Consider the following 20,913-nt stretch of genomic DNA (forward strand, 5'->3'; position numbering starts at 1 on the left):
CTCCCTGATGAAAAACCAAAGCGAATATCAACCGAAAGGGGGGATTTTGGCTTGATGACAACCATAGAATCTCCCACGGGTTCTTCGTCGGCGGGGAGATCGGTGTCGCCATGTGCTCTAAGCGCGGGTCTGTGTTCTGACACCGCGCTGTCGAGCAGCAAACACAGGACTTGTGGGAGTGAGCTTGCTCACGAAGACTGCATTTCAAACGCCGGATATTTAGCGGATGTATCGGCCACTTCGCGAGCAAGCTCGCTCCCCACAGGTTTTGCGTCTGCGGGGAAATCGGCGTCACGATGTTCGGTGAGCGTTGGTCTGCGTTCTGAAACCGCGCTGTCGAGCAGCAAACACAGGACTTGTGGGAGTGAGCTTGCTCACGAAGACTGCATTTCAAGCGCCGGATATTTAGCGGATGTATCGGCCCCTTCGCGAGCAAGCTCGCTCCCCACAGGTTTTGCGTCTGCGGGGATACGGGTGTCCCCATGTTCGATGTGCGCGGGCCCTAGAACAATCGGGCGAGCAGTGCGGTGACGGCGGTTTCTACGCGCAGGATCCGCGCGCCCAGCTGGACTGGAGTCAGGCCCGAGGCCTGCAGCAAATCAACTTCGTAGGGAATCCAGCCACCTTCAGGCCCGATAGCCAGGGTGACAGGCTGCTCAACCGCACGCGGGCAGTCGGGGAAGTCACCCGGATGACCGACCAACCCCAACGTCCCGTCCGCAATGGCGGGCAGTCGGTCTTCAACGAAAGGTTTGAAACGCTTCTCGATGACGATTTCCGGCAGCACGCTGTCCCGGGCCTGTTCCAGCCCGAGAATCAACTGTTCGCGGATGGCCGCAGGCTCCAGAAAAGGCGTCTGCCAGAAGCTTTTTTCGACGCGGTAGCTGTTGACCAGGATGACTCGGGGCACACCCATCGTCGCTACGGTCTGAAACACCCGGCGCAGCATCTTCGGGCGGGGCAGTGCCAGGATCAGCGTCAGGGGGAGTTTGGCCGGCGGGGCGTGCTCGAAGCTCACCGACAGCTCGGCTTCCCGCGCTTCCAGCCGCAGCAGTTGCGCACTGCCCAGCAGTCCGCCCACACGGCCGACCCGCAGGCTGTCGCCCACTTCGCTGCGATGCACTTCCTGCATGTGCTTGAGGCGCCGATCACGCAGCACAACCCGGTCCGCCGCGATAAAGTCGGCGTCCTCCAGCAACAGCAGGTTCACGGCTGGGTCGCTGGCGGTTGGCTCTGCTCGTCTTCGGCTTTTTCGTCGTCTTCATGATCGCCGCGCTTGGTGATCATCGAACTGCACAACACGCCGATTTCAAACAGCAGCCACATCGGCACAGCCAGCAGGGTCTGCGAAAAGATGTCCGGCGGGGTGAGGATCATGCCCACCACGAAGCAGCCGATCACCACGTACGGGCGAATCTTCTTCAGGTATTTGACGTCGACGATGCCGATCCACACCAGCAGCACAACCGCCACCGGGATCTCGAACGCCACACCAAACGCCAGGAACAGCGTCATGACGAAGTCCAGGTAGCTGGCAATGTCCGTCATCATCGACACGCCTTCCGGGGTAACGCTGGCGAAAAAGTGGAAAATCAGCGGGAAGACCAGAAAGTAGGCAAATGCCATCCCGGCATAGAACAGGATGATGCTGGAGATCAACAGCGGCACTGCCACGCGTTTTTCATGTTTGTACAGCCCCGGCGCGATGAAGCCCCAGATCTGATACAGAATCACCGGCATCGCCAGGAACAGCGCCACCATCATCGTCAGCTTGAACGGCGTAATGAACGGCGAGGCCACATCGGTCGCGATCATCGTGGCGCCATCAGGCAGAAACTTGCGCAGCGGGGCAGAGACGAAGGTGTAGATCTTCTGGGTGAAGTAGAACAGCGCGCCGAAGATCACGAAGATCGCCAGCACGCAGCGCAGCAGTCGCGAGCGCAGTTCTGTCAGGTGCGAGACCAGCGGCATTTGCTGGTCATTTTCCGGAATTTCGCTCATGGGGCTCGTGGTGGCAGTGACGAATCGTTGGCAGAAGGCGCACTTTGCACCCCGGTCGCAGGGGTGATGACCGGCGCAGGTGCGGGTGCAGATTCTGGTGCAGCAGGCGCGGCAGGCCCAACGTGAGCAGGCGGCGGTGTGACCGACGCACTTTCAGCCGGAGCGGCCGGGCCAATGTCCGCGCTCTGTACCGGAGATGCGGCACCTATAACCGGCGCTGTAGAGGCCGGAGCCGGTGAAACCGGCGTCTCGGCAGCAGGCTCGGCCGGCGCTGGCGCAACAGTCGCCGCCGGGGCGACCGGCGCAGCAGGCGGTTGCTGCGGCTGCATGATTTTGCGGGCTTCTTCTTCCAGCGAAAGAATGTGCTCGTTGTGCAGCTGACGCCGAATTTCGTCAGCGCCGATTTCGCGCTCAACTTCCTGTTTGATCGCATTGAAGCTGCGTTTCAGGCGGCCGATCCAGAGCCCGGCCGTCCGTGCTGCGCCCGGCAGACGCTCGGGGCCCAGCACCAGCAGGGCAACGAGGCCGACCAATAGCAGTTCAGAAAAGCTGATACCAAACATGCGTCACGACCTAGTCTTTGCGGAGGGGGTCTTCGACTCGTTGCGCTTGCGCGTCGATGGTGTGCGGCTGGTGCAGCGGCTGAGTCGGAGGCACAGGCTGCGCGGTCGGCTGTGGTTGAACCGGCGGCTGCACCGTTGGCTCTTCCGGATGCTTGTCATCGTCATTCATGGCCTTGCGAAAGCCCTTGATCGACTCACCCACGTCAGTCCCCAGGTTCTTGAGTTTCTTGGTGCCGAACACCAGCACCACAACCACAAGAATGACGATCCAGTGTTTCCAGTCAAAAATGCCCATGACGCGTTCCTCACAAGAAATTTCGGGCCGCAGCCCAAGCGTTTATTCCGCCGAGCGAGACGCTTTCTCGGCGTGTCCGGACAGGCCGAAGCGGCGGTCCAGCTCATCGAGCACGGCTTGCGGGTGCTGGCCCAGTTGGGCAAGCATCACCATGCTGTGGAACCACAAGTCGGCGGTTTCGTAGACGACATCACTGCAGTCACCGCTGATGGCAGCGTCCTTGGCAGCGATTATGGTTTCGACCGACTCCTCGCCGACCTTCTCCAGAATCTTGTTCAGTCCCTTGTGATAAAGGCTGGCGACGTAAGAAGAGTCGGCAGCCGCGCCCTTGCGTGCTTCAAGCACCTCGGCAAGGCGTGACAAGGTATCAGTCATGTTCAGTGTCCTGCTTGGTAAATGGCATCCGGGTCTTTGAGCACCGGGTCCACGGTCTTCCAGCCGGCGTCGTCGTAGACGCGGTAGAAGCAGCTCTCGCGGCCAGTATGGCAAGCGATGCCGCCGATTTGCTCGACCATCAGGATAATGACGTCGGCATCACAGTCCAGGCGCAGTTCATGAAGCTTCTGCACGTGGCCCGATTCTTCGCCCTTTCGCCACAACTTGCCACGTGAACGTGACCAATAGATAGCGCGCTGTTCGCTGGCAGTCAGGCTCAAGGCTTCGCGGTTCATCCAGGCCATCATCAGCACGCGACCGGTCATGTGGTCCTGCGCGATTGCTGGAACCAGACCGTCCTTGTCCCACTTAATCTCGTCCAGCCAGTCTTTCATCATCGGCTCCGGCCGTTCCAGGGGAGGGTTAGTGTGCCAGCGGCTCGCGCCGATGGCTATCGGCGAACGACCAGATAGACGCCTGCCGCCAGCATCAGCAAGGCAGGCCAGGCGCTCAGGGTGTTCAGCGCTTCGCCGGTCTGGGTATGGGTGATCGCCAACAGAACGCCACCGGCCAGCAGGCCAGCGCCGAGCAAGCGAAGGGCCCAATGATCGCCGTCGCGCCGATAGGGCGGGGGCGGATCGTGGCGATGGGGCTGCGACAAACGCTCGAGCAAATCTCGGGTCATGTTGGCCAGATGCGGAATCTGTTCGACCTGGGACTGTAGATTGCCGAGCAGGGTTTTCGGGCTGACCCGTTCGCGCATCCAGCGTTCGAGGAACGGCTGCGCAGTCGCCCAGAGATCCAGCTCCGGATACAGCTGACGGCCCAGGCCTTCGATGTTGAGCAGCGTCTTTTGCAGCAGCACCAGTTGCGGCTGCACTTCCATGTTGAACCGCCGAGCGGTCTGGAACAGGCGCATCAGCACCTGGCCAAAGGAAATGTCCTTCAGCGGTTTTTCGAAGATCGGCTCGCACACCGTCCGGATGGCCGCTTCGAATTCATTCAGCTTGGTCTCGGCCGGCACCCAGCCCGAGTCAATGTGCAGCTGAGCCACACGGCGATAATCACGCTTGAAGAACGCAAACAGGTTGCGCGCCAGATAGTCCTGATCCTCAGGGGTCAGGCTGCCGACAATGCCGCAGTCGATGGCAATGTACTGCGGATCCCACGGCGTGACCGTGCTGACGAAAATGTTGCCGGGATGCATGTCGGCGTGGAAAAAGCTGTCACGGAAGACTTGGGTGAAGAACAGCTCGACGCCGCGCTCGGCCAGCTTTTTCATGTCGGTGCGCTGATCGGCGAGGGTTGCCAGATCGGTCACTTGCACGCCGTAGATGCGCTCCATGACCAACACCTTCGGCCGGCACCAGTCCCAATAGACCTGCGGCACGTAAAGCATGGTCGAGCCTTCGAAGTTACGGCGCAGCTGGCTGGAGTTGGCCGCCTCGCGCAACAGGTCGAGTTCGTCGTAGATGGTTTTTTCGTAATCGGCGACCACGTCCACCGGGTGCAGCAGACGCGCATCAGCCGAAACCCGCTCGGCAATCTTCGCCAGGATGAATAGCCACGCCAGGTCAGAGCCGATGATCGGCTTCAGGCCTGGCCGCACGACCTTCACCACCACTTCTTCGCCTGTTTTCAGGCGCGCGGCGTGGACTTGAGCGACAGACGCCGAAGCCAGCGGGGCCACGTCGAAACGACTGAAGACCTCGCTGATCTTCGCGCCCAGCTGTGATTCGATCAGCGCAACGGCTTTGGCGGAGTCGAACGGCGGCACGCGGTCCTGCAGCATCATCAGCTCGTCGGCGACGTCTTCAGGCAGCAGGTCACGGCGGGTGGACAGCAGCTGCCCGAACTTGATGAAAATCGGCCCCAGGTCCTGCAACGCCAGCCGCAGACGCGCGCCACGGCTCAGTTCGTTCTTGCGCCGCGGCAGCCAGCGCCATGGCAGTACAAAGCGCACGGCCAGCAGCCACCACGGCAGGGGCAGGGCGAACAACAGATCATCAAGGCGGTAACGGATTACGACACGCTGGATGCGAAACAGGCGGCGGACGGCAAGCAGGCTCATGCGTTATCGCTGGATTTGAGGGAGTGGGCCAGACGCTCGAAGCGGGCTTCGAGGCGTTCCAGGTCTTGTTTGGTCTGATCCAGTTCGGCGAAGCGGGCTTCCGCCTCGCGTTTGCCGACCAGCGTGCGGGATTCTTCGGCCAGGTATTCGGCCAGGTTGTGGCTGAGGCTGGCTGCGCTGTCGCGGGTCCAGCGCGCGCTGTTGCGCAGGTGCCCGCCGATCAGGGGCGCCGCGACGGGACCGAGCCAGCGTTGCAGCTCGTATTCCCAGTCGAGGTCCAGGTCCTGCAGCACGCCCACCAGCTCAAGCAGCACGGCGCTTTCGCCATCCAGCTCGACTTCCGGGCTGTGCAGCACGGCATTTTTGTCATTGCTCATCGCCAGGCGCATCAGGCTCGCAGCGGGGGCGCGCAGGGTTACGTCGGCACCGCCTTCCCAGTTCGCCGCCAGCATCAGGCCGTCGTCGCTGGGCAGTACGTGAAGATGAAACGCCGGGCTGGTGCACTCGATCGCGATGACCTTGCCGCTCAGCCGGTCAAGGCGTGGCAAGGCAGTGCTGTCCATGCGCAGCACGCGGTTGATGCCGTGCTCGGCACTGGCGAGCAAGCCGTTGATCAGCATCAGGGCTTGATGCCCCGGTGCAGCGCGACGATGCCGGACGTCATGTTGTGGTAGGTCACGCGGTCGAAACCGGCCTGGACCATCATCGACTTCAGTGTTTCCTGATCAGGGTGCATGCGGATCGACTCCGCCAGATAGCGATAGCTTTCCGAATCGTTGGTGATCAGCTTGCCGGCCAGCGGCATGAAGGCGAACGAGTAGGCGTCGTAGATCTTGGACATGACTTTGCTGGTGGGCTTGGAGAATTCCAGCACCAGCAAACGACCGCCCGGCTTGAGCACGCGCAGCATGGAGCGGATGGCGTCCTCCTTGTGCGTCACGTTGCGCAGGCCGAAGGCGATGGTCACGCAGTCGAAGTAGTTGTCAGGGAACGGCAGCTTTTCAGCGTCGGCCTGGACGAACTTGATGTTGCCGGCCACGCCGCGATCCAGCAGGCGGTCACGACCGACCTTGAGCATCGAAGCGTTAATGTCGGCCAGTACGACTTCGCCGGTCGGGCCCACGAGATGGGAAAACTTCTTCGCCAGGTCGCCAGTGCCGCCCGCGATGTCGAGCACGCGGTTGCCGCTGCGAACGCCTGACAGTTCGATGGTGAAGCGCTTCCAGAGGCGATGCATGCCGCCTGACAGGACGTCGTTCATCAGGTCATATTTGGCCGCGACGGAGTGAAATACCTCGGCGACTTTCTCGGCCTTCTGGCTTTCCGGTACGTTTTTGTAACCGAAGTGGGTGATGGGTTCGGCATCGCTGCCTTTGCGCGGATCATTCATATCGCTGTCACCGGAATAAAGTGGCGCCATTCTAATCGTCGGGGCTGGCTTTGTCTTGACAAGGCTCACGGCCAACAGTTTCTTCGGTCCGGGCCGCTGGTATAGTGCGCCGACGATTTAAGCCGAAGCAGGAGCCCGTCAGTGGCCAGAATTACCGTGGAACGCCAGCACACGCTGGGAAAGGAAAAGGCCCGCGAGAAGGCTGAGATCATGCTGCAGAAACTGTCCGACAAGTACGGCATCGAGCACGAGTGGACAGGCGATACCGTCGCCCTGGAAGGCAAGGGCGCCAAGGGCACTGTCGCGGTCGAGGATGAGTGGGTACGGGTGAATATCGACCTCAACTTCTTCCTTTCGGCCATGAGCGGTTCGATTCAGACCGAAGTTGAACGGCAGCTGGATAAAGTCTTGATGGCCTGAAGTCCCGAGAGAGGGGCTAGAGCATCAGCTTGATGACTTGCTCGGAAGGGTCGCGGGATTTGCCGGCGGCCTTGAGCTCAGCCAGATACTCATCCCACAGTTGCGTCTGGCGTTGCGCCAGTTGCTCCAGGTATTCCCAAGTAAACAGCCCGCTGTCATGACCGTCGTCGAAGGTCAGCTTCAGCGCGTACTGGCCGGCGGGCTCGACCTTGGTGAGCCCGACGCCCAGCTTGCCGAACTGCAGAATCGGATTGCCATGGCCCTGCACCTCCGCCGACGGCGAGTGCACCCGCAGGAACTCCGCCGGCAAGCGGTACTCCTCATCCGGCCCGTATTTCAGGCTGAGGACTTTCGAGGCTTTGTGCAGCTGGATAGCGGTGGGGATGCGGGTCATAGAGGTAATCTCAGCTACAAGCTACAAGCTACAAGCTACAAGCTCCAAGCGAAGCAGATTCGTGCAGCCAGTGAAATCTGCTTGCCGCTTGAAGCTAACCGCTTGCAGCTGCTTTAAAGGATATAGCGCGACAGATCTTCGTCTTCCGCCAGCTCACCCAGGTGACTGTTCACGTATTCAGCGTCGATCTGGATCGTCCCGCCATCCTGCGCGCCTGCCAGGTCGCCGGCACTGAAAGAAACCTCTTCCAGCAACCGCTCAAGCAGCGTGTGCAAGCGACGCGCACCGATGTTCTCGGTTTTCTCGTTGACCTGCCAGGCAATCTCGGCCAGGCGCTTGATGCCATCCGGCAGGAACGCAATGTTCAGGCCTTCGGTCTTCAGCAGCTCCCGGTATTGCTCGGTCAGCGACGCATGGGGTTCGGTCAGGATGCGTTCGAAATCCTGCGGGCTCAGCGCTTTCAGCTCGACACGAATCGGCAGACGACCCTGCAGCTCAGGCACCAGATCGCTTGGCTTGCTCAGGTGGAATGCACCAGATGCAATGAACAGAATGTGGTCGGTCTTGACCATGCCCAGCTTGGTGTTAACGGTGCAGCCTTCGATCAGTGGCAGCAAGTCGCGCTGCACGCCTTCGCGGGACACATCGGCGCCGCCAACATTGCCGCGCTTGGCCACTTTGTCGATCTCGTCGATGAACACGATGCCATGCTGCTCAACCGCTTCCAGCGCCTTGGCTTTCAGTTCTTCATCGTTGACCAGACGGCCCGCTTCTTCATCGCGAACCATCTTCAGCGCGTCTTTGACTTTCAGCTTGCGGCTCTTCTTCTTGCCCTTGCCCATATTGGCAAACAGGCTCTGCAGCTGGTTGGTCATCTCTTCCATGCCCGGCGGCGCGGAAATATCAACGCCGCCCATTTCAGCGACCTCGATCTCGATTTCCTTGTCGTCCAGTTGGCCTTCGCGCAGGCGCTTGCGGAACAGCTGACGGGTATTGGAATCGCTGCCTGACGACGCGTCCTCGTTGAAGCCCGCGCGTGCCGGTGGCAGCAGGGCATCGAGAATGCGGTCTTCGGCGGCGTCTTCGGCGCGGTGGCGAACCTTGGTGATTTCCTGTTCACGCAGCAGCTTCATTGCAGCGTCGGCGAGATCACGGATGATCGACTCGACGTCGCGGCCTACGTAGCCAACTTCAGTGAACTTGGTCGCTTCGACCTTGATGAACGGCGCGTTCGCGAGTTTCGCCAAACGACGGGCGATTTCGGTTTTACCGACGCCGGTCGGGCCGATCATCAGGATGTTCTTCGGGGTGACTTCGACGCGCAGCTCTTCGGGTAACTGCATCCGGCGCCAGCGATTACGCAGCGCGATGGCGACGGCGCGTTTGGCATCGTCCTGGCCGATGATATGGCGATTGAGTTCGTGGACGATTTCACGGGGAGTCATGGACATGGTTTTCAACGGTCCTCGGCAGAGCGGGAGTCGGGCAGGCCGCGATGAATGGCGGCCAGCGCGCGCGACTTACTCGGCGAGGTCCTGCTCCTCAATGGTGATGTTGTGGTTGGTGAAGACGCAGATGTCGCCGGCAATGTGCAGGGCGGTTTCGGCGATTTCACGGGCAGAGAGTTCGGTCTTCAGCAGCAATGCGCGGGCAGCGGCCTGGGCGAAGGCGCCGCCGGAACCCATGGCGATCAGGCCGTCTTCGGGCTCAACGACGTCACCGTTACCGGTAATGATCAGCGAAGCGTCCTTGTTGGCAACGGCCAGCATGGCTTCAAGGCGACTCAGGGAGCGGTCGGTGCGCCATTCTTTCGCCAGCTCTACGGCGGCGCGAATGAGGTGACCCTGGTGTTTTTCCAGTTGGGCTTCGAAACGCTCGAACAGGGTGAAGGCGTCAGCGGTGGCGCCTGCGAAACCGGCGATGACCTGGCCGTGGTAAAGGCGCCGGACTTTCTTGGCGTTGCCTTTCATGACGGTATTGCCCAGGGAAACCTGGCCGTCACCGGCCATGACGACTTTGCCTTGGCGGCGCACTGAAACGATGGTGGTCAAGGGGAGAGTCTCCACGCTGCGGGGCGAAAATGCCCTGATGGAAACTCATATGGGGGTGGGGGCGGGTATTTCAACCGTTGAGTGGGTTGAGGGATGAATGGCGGTGCCGATCACTGCGTGATCGTCCGCTAAATCTTCAGCGGCTGAAATACCGTCTTCGCGAGCAAGCTCGCTCCCACAGGTGCGGTGTTTGATGCGCTATGGCGTTGCATCAGGACCAAGAGCAGCTACCACATTCTATGAAGTGCCCTAGCGAGCCTGGCGCTGTTGCAGCAGCAGGTTGCTGAAACCGCCACCTGCCAACTGCTTCTGCGCTGTGGTCAGCTGTTCGCGGTTGCTGAACGGGCCGACCAGCACGCGGTACCAGGTTTCATCCTTCACCGTGCCTGACTCCACGGTCGACGTTTGCCCCAGCAGAATGATCTGCGCGCGCACCTTCTCGGCGTCGGCCTGTTTGCGGAACGAGCCCGCTTGCAGGAAGAACGTCGTCACCGCCGCCGGCTTGGTCACCGGAGGCGCTGGCGGTGGCGTCAGACCGCTGAGCGCCGCCTGGGCGCGAGCGGTGTCGATCTTCGCGGCCACTTCAGGCGTAACCGGCGTGCTTGGCGCAACGACCGGTGGCGTCTTCTCCGGCACCGCTTCGTTCGGCACGATGACTTCCGACTCAGGCAACAGCGTGTAGAAGTCGTATTTCGGCTTCACAGGCGCGGTCGGGCTGGGCGGCGTCTTGTTTGCTTCGGCAATCTTCGCGGCCTTGGCTTCAGCCTTGACGCGCTTGATGTCGTCGCCGCTGCCGGGTTCGAGCTTCATCAGGAAAACAACGAACGCGCCGACGGTCAGGCCGATCGCCATCCACACCCAGCCCGGAATCGGCTTCTTGGCGGGTGCCTGATACCGGCTGGCGCCGCGCTTGGGAGCAGGTTTCTTTTTAACGGCCAACTTACATACGCTCCAGAGTGTCCAGACCCAGCAACTGCAGGCCTTGCTTGAGGGTGCGACCGGTCAGGGCGGCGAGGCGCAGACGGCTTTGCTGTTGTTCAGGGTTTTCCGCCGCCAGGATCGGGCAGTTCTCGTAGAAACTGGAGAACAGGCCGGCGAGGTCATACAGATACGCGCAGAGCACGTGAGGTGTGCCCTTGTCAGCAACGGTGTTCACGGTCTCGCCGAACTGCGCCAGGCGCGCGGCCAGGTCTTGCTCCTGGGCGGCGTCCAGGATGATTCGGCCCTCGCTCGCGTTGAAGCTTTCGCCCTTTTCTTCGAGCTTGCGGAATACGCCGGCCACACGGGTGTAGGCGTACAGCAGATAAGGCGCGGTGTTGCCTTCGAAGCTGAGCATCTGGTCGAAGTTGAAGCTGTAGTCGCTGGCGCGATGCTTGGACAGGTCCGCGTATTTCACCGCGCTGATGCCCACGGCCTTGGCGATCGAGCGCAACTCGTCTTCGGCGACGTCCGGGTTTTTCTCTTTGACCAGCGTATAGGCGCGCTCTTCGGCTTCATCGAGCAGGTCGACCAGCTTGACCGTGCCGCCATCGCGGGTCTTGAACGGACGGCCATCGGCGCCGTTCATGGTGCCGAAGCCCATGTGCTCCATCTGCATGCCGTTGGTGACGAAGCCTGCGCGGCGCGCCACTTCGAAGACCTGCTGGAAGTGCAGCGCCTGACGCTGATCGACGAAATACAGCGCGCGATCGGCTTTCAGCACGTTGCTGCGGTAGCGAATGGCGGCGAGGTCGGTTGTGGCATAGAGATAACCGCCACCGGCCTTTTGTACGATCACCGGCAGCGGCGTGCCTTCAGCGGTTTTGAATTCTTCAAGAAACACACACTGCGCGCCGTTGCTCTCGACCAGCAGTCCGGCCTTCTTCAGGTCGGCGACGACATTGGCGAGGTCGTCGTTGTAGGCGCTTTCGCCCATGACGTCCTTCGGCGTGAGTTTGACGTTCAGGCGTTCGTACACTTCCTGGCAGTGGGACAGCGAGATGTCCTTGAATCGCGTCCACAGGCTCAGGCACTCGGCGTCCCCGGCTTGCAGCTTGACCACCAGCCCACGTGCGCGCTCGGCGAACTCTTCGGACTCGTCGAAACGGCCCTTGGCGGCGCGATAGAAGTTTTCGAGGTCAGCCAGCTCATCGCTGGTCGCCGGGGTTTCCTGCAGATAGGCCAGCAGCATGCCGAACTGAGTGCCCCAATCGCCGACGTGGTTCTGACGGATCACGGTGTCGCCAAGAAACTCAAGGACGCTGGCCACGCCGTCGCCAATGATGGTCGAGCGCAAGTGGCCGACGTGCATCTCTTTGGCCAGATTCGGCGCAGACAGGTCGACCACAACGCGTTGAGCAGGGCCGTTCTTGCGCACGGACAGGGTCGCGTCGGCCAGAGCTTCGTCGAGTCGCGAAGCCAGGGCCTGGGTGTTCTGGAAGAAATTGAGGAAACCGGGGCCGGCGATGTCGACCTGGGTGATCTGCTCGTCCGCGGGCAACGCGGCGACGATTTTCTCGGCCAGGTCACGCGGCTTCATGCCCGCAGGCTTGGCCAGCATCATGGCGATATTGCTGGCGAAGTCGCCGTTTTTCTTGTCCTTGGCGTTCTCCACCTGAATCGCCGGCGTCAGCCCTTCCGGCAAGACGCCATCGGTGACGAGTTGGCTCAGAGCTTGTTGAATCAGCTGGCGAATGGTGTCTTTCATGGTGCTCTCTTTCGACCGCAAGCGCGGCCGCGCCTGGATGCGCGGGTGGAAAAACTGGGCATTATCCGTGGCCGGGGCCACCTTGCCAACCGCGCTGGATGCGCGGTCAACCGATGCGAATCAATAAAGGTCCACCGGATCCACGTCCAGCGACCATCTGACCTGGCGCCCGCTGGGCATGTTTTCCAGTGTCAGCAGCCAGGTCGCGAGCAGCTTGTGCAGCGGCGCGCGGGCGTTGGCCTGAACCAGCAACTGAGCGCGATAGCGTCCGGCGCGTCGTTCCATCGGTGCCGGAACCGGGCCCAGCAGCTCAATGCCGCCCAGCGCCATGTCTTTCAGCAAGCGCTCGGCTTCGGTGCAGGCTTCGTCGAGAAACCCCTCGGCCTGACCCGGCTTGTGCGCTTCGGCGCGCAGCAGCGCCAGGTGCGAAAACGGCGGCAGCCCGGCGGCGCGACGTTCGCTCAAGGCCTGCTCGGCAAACGCGAAATAGCCCTGTTCGGTCAGTTGAATCAATAAAGGATGGTCGGCCAGGTGAGTCTGGATGATCACCTTGCCCGGCTCTTCGGCGCGCCCGGCTCTGCCTGCGACCTGCACAATCAATTGCGCCATGCGCTCGCTGGCGCGGAAGTCGCCGGAGAACAGCCCGCCATCGGCATCGAGAATCGACACCAGCGTCACGCGCGGGAAGTGATGCCCTTTGGCGAGCATTTGCGTGCCCACCAGAATGCACGGCTGGCCTTTCTGGATGGTCGCGAACAGCTGATTCATCGCGTCCTTGCGCGAGGTGCTGTCCCGATCAACGCGCAGCACCGGGTAGTCGGGGAACAGAATTGCCAGCCGCTCCTCGGCACGCTCGGTCCCCGCACCCACCGGGCGCAGATCGACCTTGCCGCACGCCGGGCAATTGCGTGGCACCCGTTCGACATGGCCGCAATGGTGACAACGCAGCTCACCCGAGCGCTGGTGCACGGTCATGCGCGCGTCACAGCGAGGGCATTCCGACAGCCAGCCACAGTCGTGACACAGCAGCGTCGGGGCAAAGCCGCGTCGGTTGAGGAACACCAGCACTTGCTGGCCCGCCGCCAGGGTCTGACCGATGGCTTGCTGCATAGGGCCCGAGATGCCGCTGTCGAGGGGGCGGCTTTTGACATCCAGGCGCAGGAAGCGGGGTTGCTGGGCCCCGCCCGCGCGCTGATTCAGACGCAGGAGCGCGTATCGACCGGTGTGGGCGTTGTGCAGACTTTCCAGCGAAGGCGTCGCCGAGCCGAGGACGATCGGGATGTCTTCCTGATGCGCCCTCACCAGCGCCAGATCCCGGGCGTGATAGCGCAGGCCTTCCTGCTGTTTATAGGAGCCGTCGTGCTCCTCGTCGATGATGATCAACCCGGGGTTTTTCATCGGGGTGAACAGCGCCGAGCGGGTGCCGATGATGATGTCGGCTTCGCCATCGCGCGCCGCCAGCCAGGCGTCCAGCCGGTCGCGATCATTGACTGCCGAATGCAGCAGCGCGATGCGCGCGTTGAAACGCTGCTCGAAGCGCGCCAGGGTCTGCGGACCCAGGTTGATTTCCGGAATCAGCACCAGCGCCTGCTTGCCCGCTTCCAGCGTTTCGCGGATGAGCTGCAGGTACACCTCGGTCTTGCCGCTGCCGGTGACGCCCGCCAGCAGTGAGGCATGAAAGCTGCCGAAACCCGAGCGGATGGCTTCATAGGCGGCCCGCTGCTCAGTGTTGAGCGGCAGTTCCGGCTGCGCCAGCCAGTGCTCGTGCCGCTCGACCGGCCCATGACCGCGCACCTCGACGGTCACCAGTCCCTTGGCGAGCAGCAGATTCAGGCTGTCCCGGTTGAGCATCAGCTTGCTCAGCAACTGATGAGCCACGCCATGGGGGTGCTGGGCCAGGGTGCGCAGCGCCTCCTTTTGTTTCGGCGCCCGGGCGATGCGCGGGTCATCGACGCTGGCATCTGGTGCGGCGTGCCAGAAACGCTCCTGCCGCGCTTCCGCCGGCTCGCCCTGACGCAGCAACACTGGCAACGCCCAACTGAGCGTGTCGCCCAGGCTGTGCTGGTAATACTGGGCCGTCCACAGGCACAACTTGAACAGTGCGGGCGGCAACGGCGGTTCGGCATCCAGCACAGCAATGGCCGGCTTGAGCTTGTCGGCCGGCACGTCGCTGTGATCGACGACTTCCACCAGCACGCCGATCATTTCCCGACGGCCAAATGGCACGCGCAGGCGCATCCCCGGCTGCAACGTACTGCGCGCCACACCTGCGGGGGCAAGGTAGTCGAACAGGCGACGCAGCGGCGAGGGCAGGGCGAGGCGCAAGATGGCGTCGGGCACGCGGGGGATATCCTGTTACGGAGTATGACGAAGGGCGCGATCTTAGCAGACGACCGGCGTGAACGTTCCCTTGCGTGATTGGCGTTGTCTGTTAATATGCGCGGCCTAATTCCGTGCGGTATTCAACAATAGTGTTGGGTGGCGGCACGATAGCCTGAGGAAATACCCATGAAAGCTGATATCCATCCAGTTTACGAAGCCATTGACGCAACCTGCAGCTGCGGCAATGTCATCAAAACCCGTTCCACACTGGCCAAGCCTCTGAGCCTGGACGTGTGCAACGAGTGCCACCCGTTCTACACCGGCAAGCAAAAAACTCTGGACGTCGGCGGTCGTGTCGACAAGTTCAAGTCGCGTTTCGGTGCATTCGGTCCTACCAAAGCTCCTGCTGCTGCAGAGTAAGGTTGGCCGCTCTGGAGTCGCCGATGCGTTTCTCCAGGCTGCTTAAGAAGGCGTCCCTCGCGGGCGCCTTTTTTATGTCCGCGATTTGGCTTTCGACGGCCCAGGCCTTGTGCCCGGCGCCGCCGTCGCTGCCTGTGGCTCAGGTGCAGCGAGTGGTCGATGGCGACACGGTGCGCCTGAGCGATGGTCGCAGCGTTCGCATGATTGGCCTCAATACGCCGGAAACCGGCAAAAAGGGTCAGTCAGCCCAGCCGTTTGCAGATGTGGCGAAGCGTCGTTTGCAGGCGTTGATCGATGCCAGTGATGGGCAGGTCAGGCTGCGCGTGGGTGAAGAGCCGACCGATCATTACGGCCGCACTCTCGCTAACGTCTATGGCCGTGATGGCGCCAACCTTGAGGCGCAACTCCTTGCCGAGGGCCTTGGCTATCTCGTCGCGGTTTCCCCGAACGTTGCGCTGGTCAGCTGCCAGCAGGTCGCAGAGCAGTCAGCTCGACGGGCCGGCCTGGGTCTGTGGCGCAATTCGCCGGTTCAACCGGCCGAGCAGATCAGTACCGGCGGGTTCGCGCTGGTCAGCGGGCGCGTGACCAGCGTGCAGCGCAATGGCGGCGGCCTGTGGATCGAATTCGGCGATTCGTTGGTGCTGCGCATTGCGCCCAAGCTGCTCGGCCAGTTCGACACTGCCGCGCTGCAGCGATTGAAGGGGCAGCGAATCGAAGCCCGTGGCTGGGTGTTCGATCGTTCGCGTCGGGGCGGTCTGAAATCAGGTCAACCGCGCTGGATGATGTCGATCACTCACCCTGCAATGTTGGATACAGTTAATAAATAAATTGTAGATATTTTTGCTGAGGATTGTTGCCGATCCAGGCCTTATGTTCTGCGGCTCTACGCTGAAAGTCGTAGATGCGGCCTCTTGACACAGGTGACCCGCCAGTCTTGTTAGGACTTTATGACTTGCGTATGCTCGGCGGTCCGTCTGTCCAACAGCAAAAAAGCGGAATGCCCCCATGTCAGATTTGAAAACTGCCGCTCTCGAATATCACGCTCATCCCCGTCCGGGGAAACTCAGCGTCGAGCTCACCAAAGCCACTGCTACCGCTCGCGATCTGTCGCTGGCCTACAGCCCGGGTGTGGCTGAGCCGGTCCGCGAAATCGGTCGCGATCCGGAACTTGCCTACAAGTACACCGGCAAGGGCAACCTGGTAGCGGTCATCTCTGATGGCACCGCGATTCTGGGTCTGGGTAACCTCGGGCCTCTCGCGTCCAAGCCGGTCATGGAAGGCAAAGGCGTGCTGTTCAAGCGCTTTGCCGGTATCGATGTGTTCGATATCGAAGTCGATTCTGAAAGCCCGCAGGCCTTCATCGACACCGTGCGACGCATCTCCATCACCTTCGGCGGCATCAACCTGGAAGACATCAAGGCACCTGAGTGCTTCGAGATCGAAAAGGCGCTGATCGAGCAGTGCGACATCCCTGTTTTCCACGATGACCAGCACGGCACCGCGATCGTTACCGCAGCCGGCATGATCAACGCGCTGGAAATTGCTGGCAAAACCCTGGAAGCGGCGAAGATCGTCTGCCTGGGTGCTGGCGCTGCGGCCATCTCCTGCATGAAGTTGCTGGTGAGCATGGGCGCGAAGATCGAAAACATCTTCATGATCGACCGCAACGGCGTGGTTCACGACGGGCGTACCGATCTGAACCAGTACAAGGCGCAGTTCGCTCACTCCACCGAAAAGCGCACGCTGGCCGATGCACTGGAAGGCGCCGACGTGTTCGTCGGTCTGTCCGGTCCGAACCTGCTGAGCGCTGAAGGCCTGAAGTCGATGGCGGCCAACCCGATCGTGTTCGCCTGCTCGAACCCGGATCCGGAGATCTCGCCAGAACTGGCTCACGCCACCCGCAGCGACGTGATCATGGCCACCGGCCGTTCGGATTACCCGAACCAGGTCAACAACGTGCTGGGCTTCCCGTTCATCTTCCGTGGCGCACTCGACGTTCGCGCCAAGCGCATCAACGAAGAGATGAAAATCGCAGCGGCCAACGCTTTGCGCGAATTGGCCAAGCTGCCAGTGCCCCAGGAAGTCTGCGACGCCTACGGCGGCATCGCCCTGGAATTCGGTCGTGAGTACATCATCCCGAAACCACTGGACGTGCGCCTGCTGACTATCGTTTCCGATGCCGTGGCTAAGGCCGCCATCGAGAGCGGTGTCGCAACCCTGCCGTATCCAAAGCACTACCCGCTGAAAAGCGTGGATGACGTGTTTAACGGCTGATAGCAACGCCCACAAAAAACCCAGCCAAGTGCTGGGTTTTTTGTTGGCTGAAAGCAACAAGTAGCGCAACCGGTCGCCGCTCTTTGCCTTCACTTGCCGCTTCAAACTCGCGGCTTCCCTAGGTTTTGTACGAAAAGTATTGCCGCATACGACGCAGGCTGCAGCCCAGCGTGGCCATGGCTGCAAAGCTCCTGGCAAGCTTGTCGTAGCGGGTCCCTATTCTGCGGTTCTCCTTAGCCAGCCAAACATCCGCTCAGTGATGTTCCGCTGCTCGAGCGTGCCGTCATCGCGCCAGTCACGAAAGCGCTGATACACCGTTGACGCGGGTCCAAAGCGTTCCGGCAGGTCACGCCAGGCTGCGCCCAAGCACAGGATCCACAGGATTCCATGGAGTACCAGACGATCACGACTCCGTGGGCGACCCATTTTCTGCTCTGGAGGAACCAGATCCCTGATCAATGCTCTGCGCTCCAAGAGAGTAGATCCATCAACTCTGAAAACATTCGTTGGCAGATGATCAGCTACGAAGCCATCTATGTGACGATCTTTCATGCGATGGAAGATCGTTTTTCGCTGCTTGGTGCCAAGAGGGCGCAGTATGCATGCGCTGGGTACGCGATTCAGTAAATGCGCCTGATGTGCAATTTTGAGTGAGTTTCGCAAGGTAGCGGCTGCGACTCAGCCGCTATCTGTCATACGGAGTCATGGTTGCACACGTGCTGGCGAGATAGAAAAGTTGCAGGCAGCACACTCTCGATCCCTCAATCCTGATGAGCGCGCCAGTAACCAACCACTTCATTGAAGGCATCCCGGTAAAACGTTTCTTCATTGTCGAAATCGATACCGCAACGACGAGCCATCGTGAAAAAGCCAGCGCCCGGTGACATGTCTCTTTTATGGACAACCAGAGCGGTCAGGAAGCCTCGACCCTCGGTGTATTCCTCAGTCGAGATTTCATCGAGTAGGAAGCTCAGGCGATGATCGTCATGTGAAATTGGCAGCGGAAGTTGGGTTACCAACTCACTGTACGTAACCAATTCACGATTTCTGAGGCGAGCGCGTCTGATCAGCATTTCGCGCGCCGCAGTTTTCGCTCGCGCCCAATCAGAGTCTGGAAAACCATAGGTATGGCCGATCATGGCTGCTTACTTTTATCGAGCTTCAGGTACAGATTCTTCGCGTCCATGACCATGATTTGCGGGTTGAGGTTCTCCAACGGGTGCCGTTTGGCGTGATCGGCCAGGATCGTCGTGACGGCATGGAGCACCTGCTCACTCGTTGCATCCCTGGTCTGGGCGCGAAGGTAGAACATGGCGTTGGGGAGGTCGCGTTTGACGCCGTCCTGGGTAATGACGGTGCGGGAAAGACTACTGTCTTCCATCAATTTGTGGAGGCCGTCGTAATGGTGCTCATGGCTGAGCTGGACGCGAATGATGAATTCTTTTTGAAGGTGGTTCGGTGGAAGGGTAAATGCCTTACGTGCTTGCGCCTCGGCATCTGCGGTTTTGAGCCTGTCTAACTTGGCCACGAATTCTCGGAAATCGAAGGTCATCAGAATCTTCCTTAGAGTTGATGCGGAGTCATCATTAGGTCCCTACTGATGCAGCAAGTGGGGAGGTATATATCTGTTCGACTCTATCTAAATCAAGCGTTTGCAGGCGTGCCCGCTGAAAATCTTCTAGAGGTGAAGACATCTGAAAGTGGTGCAAGAGTCACTTTCATAGACATGCGCCGTATGGTTCGAGTAGTGTTTTCTGCGGGCCTATGCCTTCACCTAGCCTGCAAAATTCAGGTGCTCATCAATGGTGTCTGCCCAACTTGATCTTGTCGTTGGAGGACTGAAATCCTCAGTCCAGATAGGTCTGACGAGAAGGTTAACACTGCTATCCGTCACAGCTGTTCAAGAATTCGCACCAACTGGTATTCATTTGAATTAGGCCATATATGTACGCCATTGACCCACACGATTCCCTTGTCCCCATATTTATCGAACACCTACGCACTGGAAAACTTGAGCAGGTTGGAACCGGTATTTTCACTGAATTCCAAGGAATGCCTTTTCTTTTCACAGCAGCGCATGTTACCGACATAGCTGAGCACGGTAGCTTGATGGTTCCCACAAAAAACGGCATATCCGAAATTAATGGCTATATGGCCTATGTAGATCTATTGCCTGAAAGCAGGAGGGATGATGATACGGTAGATGTGGCCTATTTCAGGCTGGACAGCGGATTCGCTAGAAGCCTGACCGCGTATTTCAAGCCTTTACATCAGTCTAGATTCGATATTATTCACGACGTGGCTGAGCCGGGTATTTATTCAGTTTGCGGCTATCCTGTAAGTAAAGCGAGCCAGAAGAATGGTGTTTTTAGCTCTGAGTTTGCGTCCTATCGTGGGCTTTCGGCATCGCCTGAGATATACAGTGAGCTGGAGTTAAGCAACGAATCAAGCATCATCATAACGTTTCGTAAGAAAAATGCTATTTCCCCATTGGATGGCAAAAAGATGAATCCGCTTAGTCCGCGAGGGGTCAGTGGTGGCGGTATATTTTCTTGGCCTGCCGGACATGAGCTCTCTAACGATTGGTCGCTCACTCGCCTGGTAGGGATATTTCACACCTACAAAGAGAGGAAGAGCTTGATGATCGGCACTAGCCTAATGTCGGTAGTGATGGCTGTCCAACTGGGCGCTATGAAAGGTTACGGCGGTATAGAGTAATAGGGCTATCTGGGCAGCGTAAGGATCACGTCGCTTTATTCACATAGCGCTCACGCCAGTGTCCTAAGCATCAGCGCTCAGGAGCGTGCTCAGATAACGCTGAGTTCGCGTCACGATGACGTAGTTGATGAAGTCGGTTGTCAGAAATCTTGCGACCAGCGAGAAAGCCCATACATCAGCAGTCCCAGGAGCCACATAAGAGGCGTTCCTGTGAGCACCGGCTTGGTCAGCGACCCCAAGTGCCAGTGTGCAGAATGTGCTGATCGCGCTTACCTAAGCGCTGACTCGATCAAGAAAGGTGACCGACAACGCCGGGATATTCTTCCCCAGCTCTGACGTCAGAAACTTTGAGAGAGCTTCGAAGCTGAAGAGGGCTCCAGCGGCCTGATTGGTTGAGCTGCAGCAGATAATTCATCTTAGACCGGCTAGCGCTTACGCCGGATGCAGTCCGGAGCGTTTCAGGCTCGATGGCACTGTCTAGATAGCGGATGAGTTCTGGGCTGGTGGATCCTGAACGGATGTCCTTGAGACGGGAGAGGCGTTTGCGCACGAAGTGCTTGTCGTGCCAGTCCATGGCTTTGCTGAAAGGTTGAAATCAGCGATCGACCTACAGGCTTCACTACGGATTTGCTTGGCGTCTCTCAAGCGAATTAGGTTCTTATGACGATAGTCGACCATTTTCACGAGATGGAGTGGATGAATGGATAACTACTACGTGAGCCCGACTGCAGACGGTTGGGAGCTAAAGAAAGCCGGTGCGCAGCGCGCTTCTAAACGTGCCGCTACCAAGAAGAAACTCGTGAGCACGCTTTCAGATTTCTTTGAAGGTAAAACTGCCTCCGTCAAAATTAAAAAGGCAGATGGCACGTTTGAAGAGGAGCGTACCTACCCACGGTCAGCCGACCCGCGTAGCAGCAAAGGCTGAGCAGTGCT

23 protein-coding genes and 1 pseudogene are annotated in these 20,913 nt (G+C 59.8%); 6 read left to right on the forward strand and 18 right to left on the reverse strand.

Annotated elements, in window-relative coordinates; all coding sequences use genetic code 11:
* Positions 1-502 precede the first annotated feature (502 nt).
* The 9 genes from AC07RO_RS24750 to ubiE are packed head-to-tail and all read right to left on the reverse strand — an operon-like array spanning position 503 to position 6,695.
* Positions 503-1,210 (reverse strand): 16S rRNA (uracil(1498)-N(3))-methyltransferase, encoded by a 708-nt coding sequence (locus AC07RO_RS24750; RefSeq protein ID WP_495087313.1) that lies wholly within the window; start codon positions 1,208-1,210, stop codon positions 503-505.
* Complete coding sequence (gene tatC, locus AC07RO_RS24755) at positions 1,207-2,001, reverse strand: twin-arginine translocase subunit TatC (protein ID WP_065986665.1); 795 nt, start codon at positions 1,999-2,001, stop codon at positions 1,207-1,209. Before tatC ends, AC07RO_RS24750 begins: the two co-directional genes overlap by 4 nt.
* Complete coding sequence (gene tatB / locus AC07RO_RS24760; RefSeq protein WP_495087314.1) at positions 1,998-2,564, reverse strand: Sec-independent protein translocase protein TatB; 567 nt, start codon at positions 2,562-2,564, stop codon at positions 1,998-2,000. Before tatB ends, tatC begins: the two co-directional genes overlap by 4 nt.
* Positions 2,565-2,574: 10 nt before the next feature.
* On the reverse strand, positions 2,575-2,859 hold the full coding sequence (locus AC07RO_RS24765; RefSeq protein WP_065986662.1) for a twin-arginine translocase TatA/TatE family subunit: 285 nt from the start codon (positions 2,857-2,859) through the stop codon (positions 2,575-2,577).
* A 42-nt stretch (positions 2,860-2,901) separates the two neighbouring features.
* Positions 2,902-3,234: a phosphoribosyl-ATP diphosphatase gene (locus tag AC07RO_RS24770; RefSeq protein WP_192171226.1), complete on the reverse strand. Its 333-nt coding sequence runs from the start codon at positions 3,232-3,234 to the stop codon at positions 2,902-2,904.
* Positions 3,235-3,236: 2 nt separating this feature from the next.
* On the reverse strand, positions 3,237-3,629 hold the full coding sequence (gene hisI / locus AC07RO_RS24775; protein WP_495087315.1) for a phosphoribosyl-AMP cyclohydrolase: 393 nt from the start codon (positions 3,627-3,629) through the stop codon (positions 3,237-3,239).
* Between the two features lie 56 nt (positions 3,630-3,685).
* Positions 3,686-5,305, reverse strand: a complete 1,620-nt coding sequence (gene ubiB / locus AC07RO_RS24780; protein ID WP_282373361.1) for a ubiquinone biosynthesis regulatory protein kinase UbiB — start codon at positions 5,303-5,305, stop codon at positions 3,686-3,688.
* Positions 5,302-5,925, reverse strand: a complete 624-nt coding sequence (locus AC07RO_RS24785; RefSeq protein WP_192171223.1) for a ubiquinone biosynthesis accessory factor UbiJ — start codon at positions 5,923-5,925, stop codon at positions 5,302-5,304. Before AC07RO_RS24785 ends, ubiB begins: the two co-directional genes overlap by 4 nt.
* On the reverse strand, positions 5,925-6,695 hold the full coding sequence (gene ubiE, locus AC07RO_RS24790; RefSeq protein ID WP_122534362.1) for a bifunctional demethylmenaquinone methyltransferase/2-methoxy-6-polyprenyl-1,4-benzoquinol methylase UbiE: 771 nt from the start codon (positions 6,693-6,695) through the stop codon (positions 5,925-5,927). Before ubiE ends, AC07RO_RS24785 begins: the two co-directional genes overlap by 1 nt.
* 141 nt (positions 6,696-6,836) lie before the next feature.
* On the opposite strand from ubiE, the gene AC07RO_RS24795 reads away from it, so the two are divergent.
* The gene (locus AC07RO_RS24795; RefSeq protein ID WP_282373359.1) at positions 6,837-7,115 is read left to right on the forward strand and encodes a polyhydroxyalkanoic acid system family protein; all 279 of its coding nucleotides are present in this window, start codon (positions 6,837-6,839) and stop codon (positions 7,113-7,115) included.
* Between the two features lie 16 nt (positions 7,116-7,131).
* Here the strand turns inward: AC07RO_RS24795 and AC07RO_RS24800 are convergent, their stop codons facing one another.
* The 6 genes from AC07RO_RS24800 to AC07RO_RS24825 all read right to left on the reverse strand — a co-directional run bounded on the left by AC07RO_RS24800 (position 7,132) and on the right by AC07RO_RS24825 (position 14,586).
* The gene (locus tag AC07RO_RS24800; RefSeq protein WP_346626922.1) at positions 7,132-7,509 is read right to left on the reverse strand and encodes a gamma-butyrobetaine hydroxylase family protein; all 378 of its coding nucleotides are present in this window, start codon (positions 7,507-7,509) and stop codon (positions 7,132-7,134) included.
* Positions 7,510-7,622: 113 nt separating this feature from the next.
* Positions 7,623-8,960 carry an ATP-dependent protease ATPase subunit HslU gene (hslU, locus tag AC07RO_RS24805; protein ID WP_192171220.1) on the reverse strand — a complete coding sequence of 446 codons (1,338 nt, stop codon included), beginning with the start codon at positions 8,958-8,960 and terminating at the stop codon, positions 7,623-7,625.
* Positions 8,961-9,029: 69 nt separating this feature from the next.
* Positions 9,030-9,560, reverse strand: coding sequence for an ATP-dependent protease subunit HslV (gene hslV, locus AC07RO_RS24810; RefSeq protein WP_065986638.1), 531 nt, complete (start codon positions 9,558-9,560; stop codon positions 9,030-9,032).
* Between the two features lie 249 nt (positions 9,561-9,809).
* Positions 9,810-10,499, reverse strand: a complete 690-nt coding sequence (locus AC07RO_RS24815) for an SPOR domain-containing protein (RefSeq protein WP_192171219.1) — start codon at positions 10,497-10,499, stop codon at positions 9,810-9,812.
* Position 10,500: 1 nt separating this feature from the next.
* A complete protein-coding gene (gene argS / locus AC07RO_RS24820) occupies positions 10,501-12,246 on the reverse strand; it encodes an arginine--tRNA ligase (RefSeq protein ID WP_495087316.1) in 1,746 nt (581 codons plus the stop codon).
* Positions 12,247-12,366: 120 nt separating this feature from the next.
* Positions 12,367-14,586, reverse strand: a complete 2,220-nt coding sequence (locus tag AC07RO_RS24825; RefSeq protein WP_495087317.1) for a primosomal protein N' — start codon at positions 14,584-14,586, stop codon at positions 12,367-12,369.
* 168 nt (positions 14,587-14,754) lie between these two features.
* On the opposite strand from AC07RO_RS24825, the gene rpmE reads away from it, so the two are divergent.
* The 3 genes from rpmE to AC07RO_RS24840 all read left to right on the forward strand — a co-directional run bounded on the left by rpmE (position 14,755) and on the right by AC07RO_RS24840 (position 17,262).
* Positions 14,755-14,988 carry a 50S ribosomal protein L31 gene (gene rpmE, locus AC07RO_RS24830; protein WP_065986634.1) on the forward strand — a complete coding sequence of 78 codons (234 nt, stop codon included), beginning with the start codon at positions 14,755-14,757 and terminating at the stop codon, positions 14,986-14,988.
* Between the two features lie 23 nt (positions 14,989-15,011).
* Complete coding sequence (locus tag AC07RO_RS24835; protein WP_495087318.1) at positions 15,012-15,815, forward strand: thermonuclease family protein; 804 nt, start codon at positions 15,012-15,014, stop codon at positions 15,813-15,815.
* Between the two features lie 178 nt (positions 15,816-15,993).
* Positions 15,994-17,262, forward strand: a complete 1,269-nt coding sequence (locus AC07RO_RS24840; RefSeq protein ID WP_282368788.1) for a malic enzyme-like NAD(P)-binding protein — start codon at positions 15,994-15,996, stop codon at positions 17,260-17,262.
* 118 nt (positions 17,263-17,380) lie between these two features.
* Here AC07RO_RS24840 and AC07RO_RS24845 read toward each other — a convergent pair.
* The 3 genes and pseudogenes from AC07RO_RS24845 to AC07RO_RS24855 form a co-directional block, all read right to left on the reverse strand.
* A pseudogene (locus AC07RO_RS24845) lies at positions 17,381-17,736 on the reverse strand (transposase).
* Positions 17,737-18,023: 287 nt separating this feature from the next.
* Complete coding sequence (locus tag AC07RO_RS24850) at positions 18,024-18,401, reverse strand: hypothetical protein (RefSeq protein WP_495087319.1); 378 nt, start codon at positions 18,399-18,401, stop codon at positions 18,024-18,026.
* Positions 18,398-18,814, reverse strand: coding sequence for a hypothetical protein (locus AC07RO_RS24855; RefSeq protein ID WP_495087320.1), 417 nt, complete (start codon positions 18,812-18,814; stop codon positions 18,398-18,400). Before AC07RO_RS24855 ends, AC07RO_RS24850 begins: the two co-directional genes overlap by 4 nt.
* A gap of 392 nt (positions 18,815-19,206) precedes the next feature.
* Here AC07RO_RS24855 and AC07RO_RS24860 point away from each other — a divergent pair, with 392 nt between their 5' ends.
* Together AC07RO_RS24860 and AC07RO_RS24865 are read left to right on the forward strand one after the other, a co-directional pair.
* A complete protein-coding gene (locus AC07RO_RS24860) occupies positions 19,207-19,980 on the forward strand; it encodes a hypothetical protein (protein WP_495087321.1) in 774 nt (257 codons plus the stop codon).
* A gap of 700 nt (positions 19,981-20,680) precedes the next feature.
* Positions 20,681-20,905, forward strand: a complete 225-nt coding sequence (locus AC07RO_RS24865) for a DUF2188 domain-containing protein (RefSeq protein ID WP_495087322.1) — start codon at positions 20,681-20,683, stop codon at positions 20,903-20,905.
* Positions 20,906-20,913: the final 8 nt, after the last annotated feature.

Source organism: Pseudomonas sp. GW821-FHT07F05 (assembly GCF_059418765.1).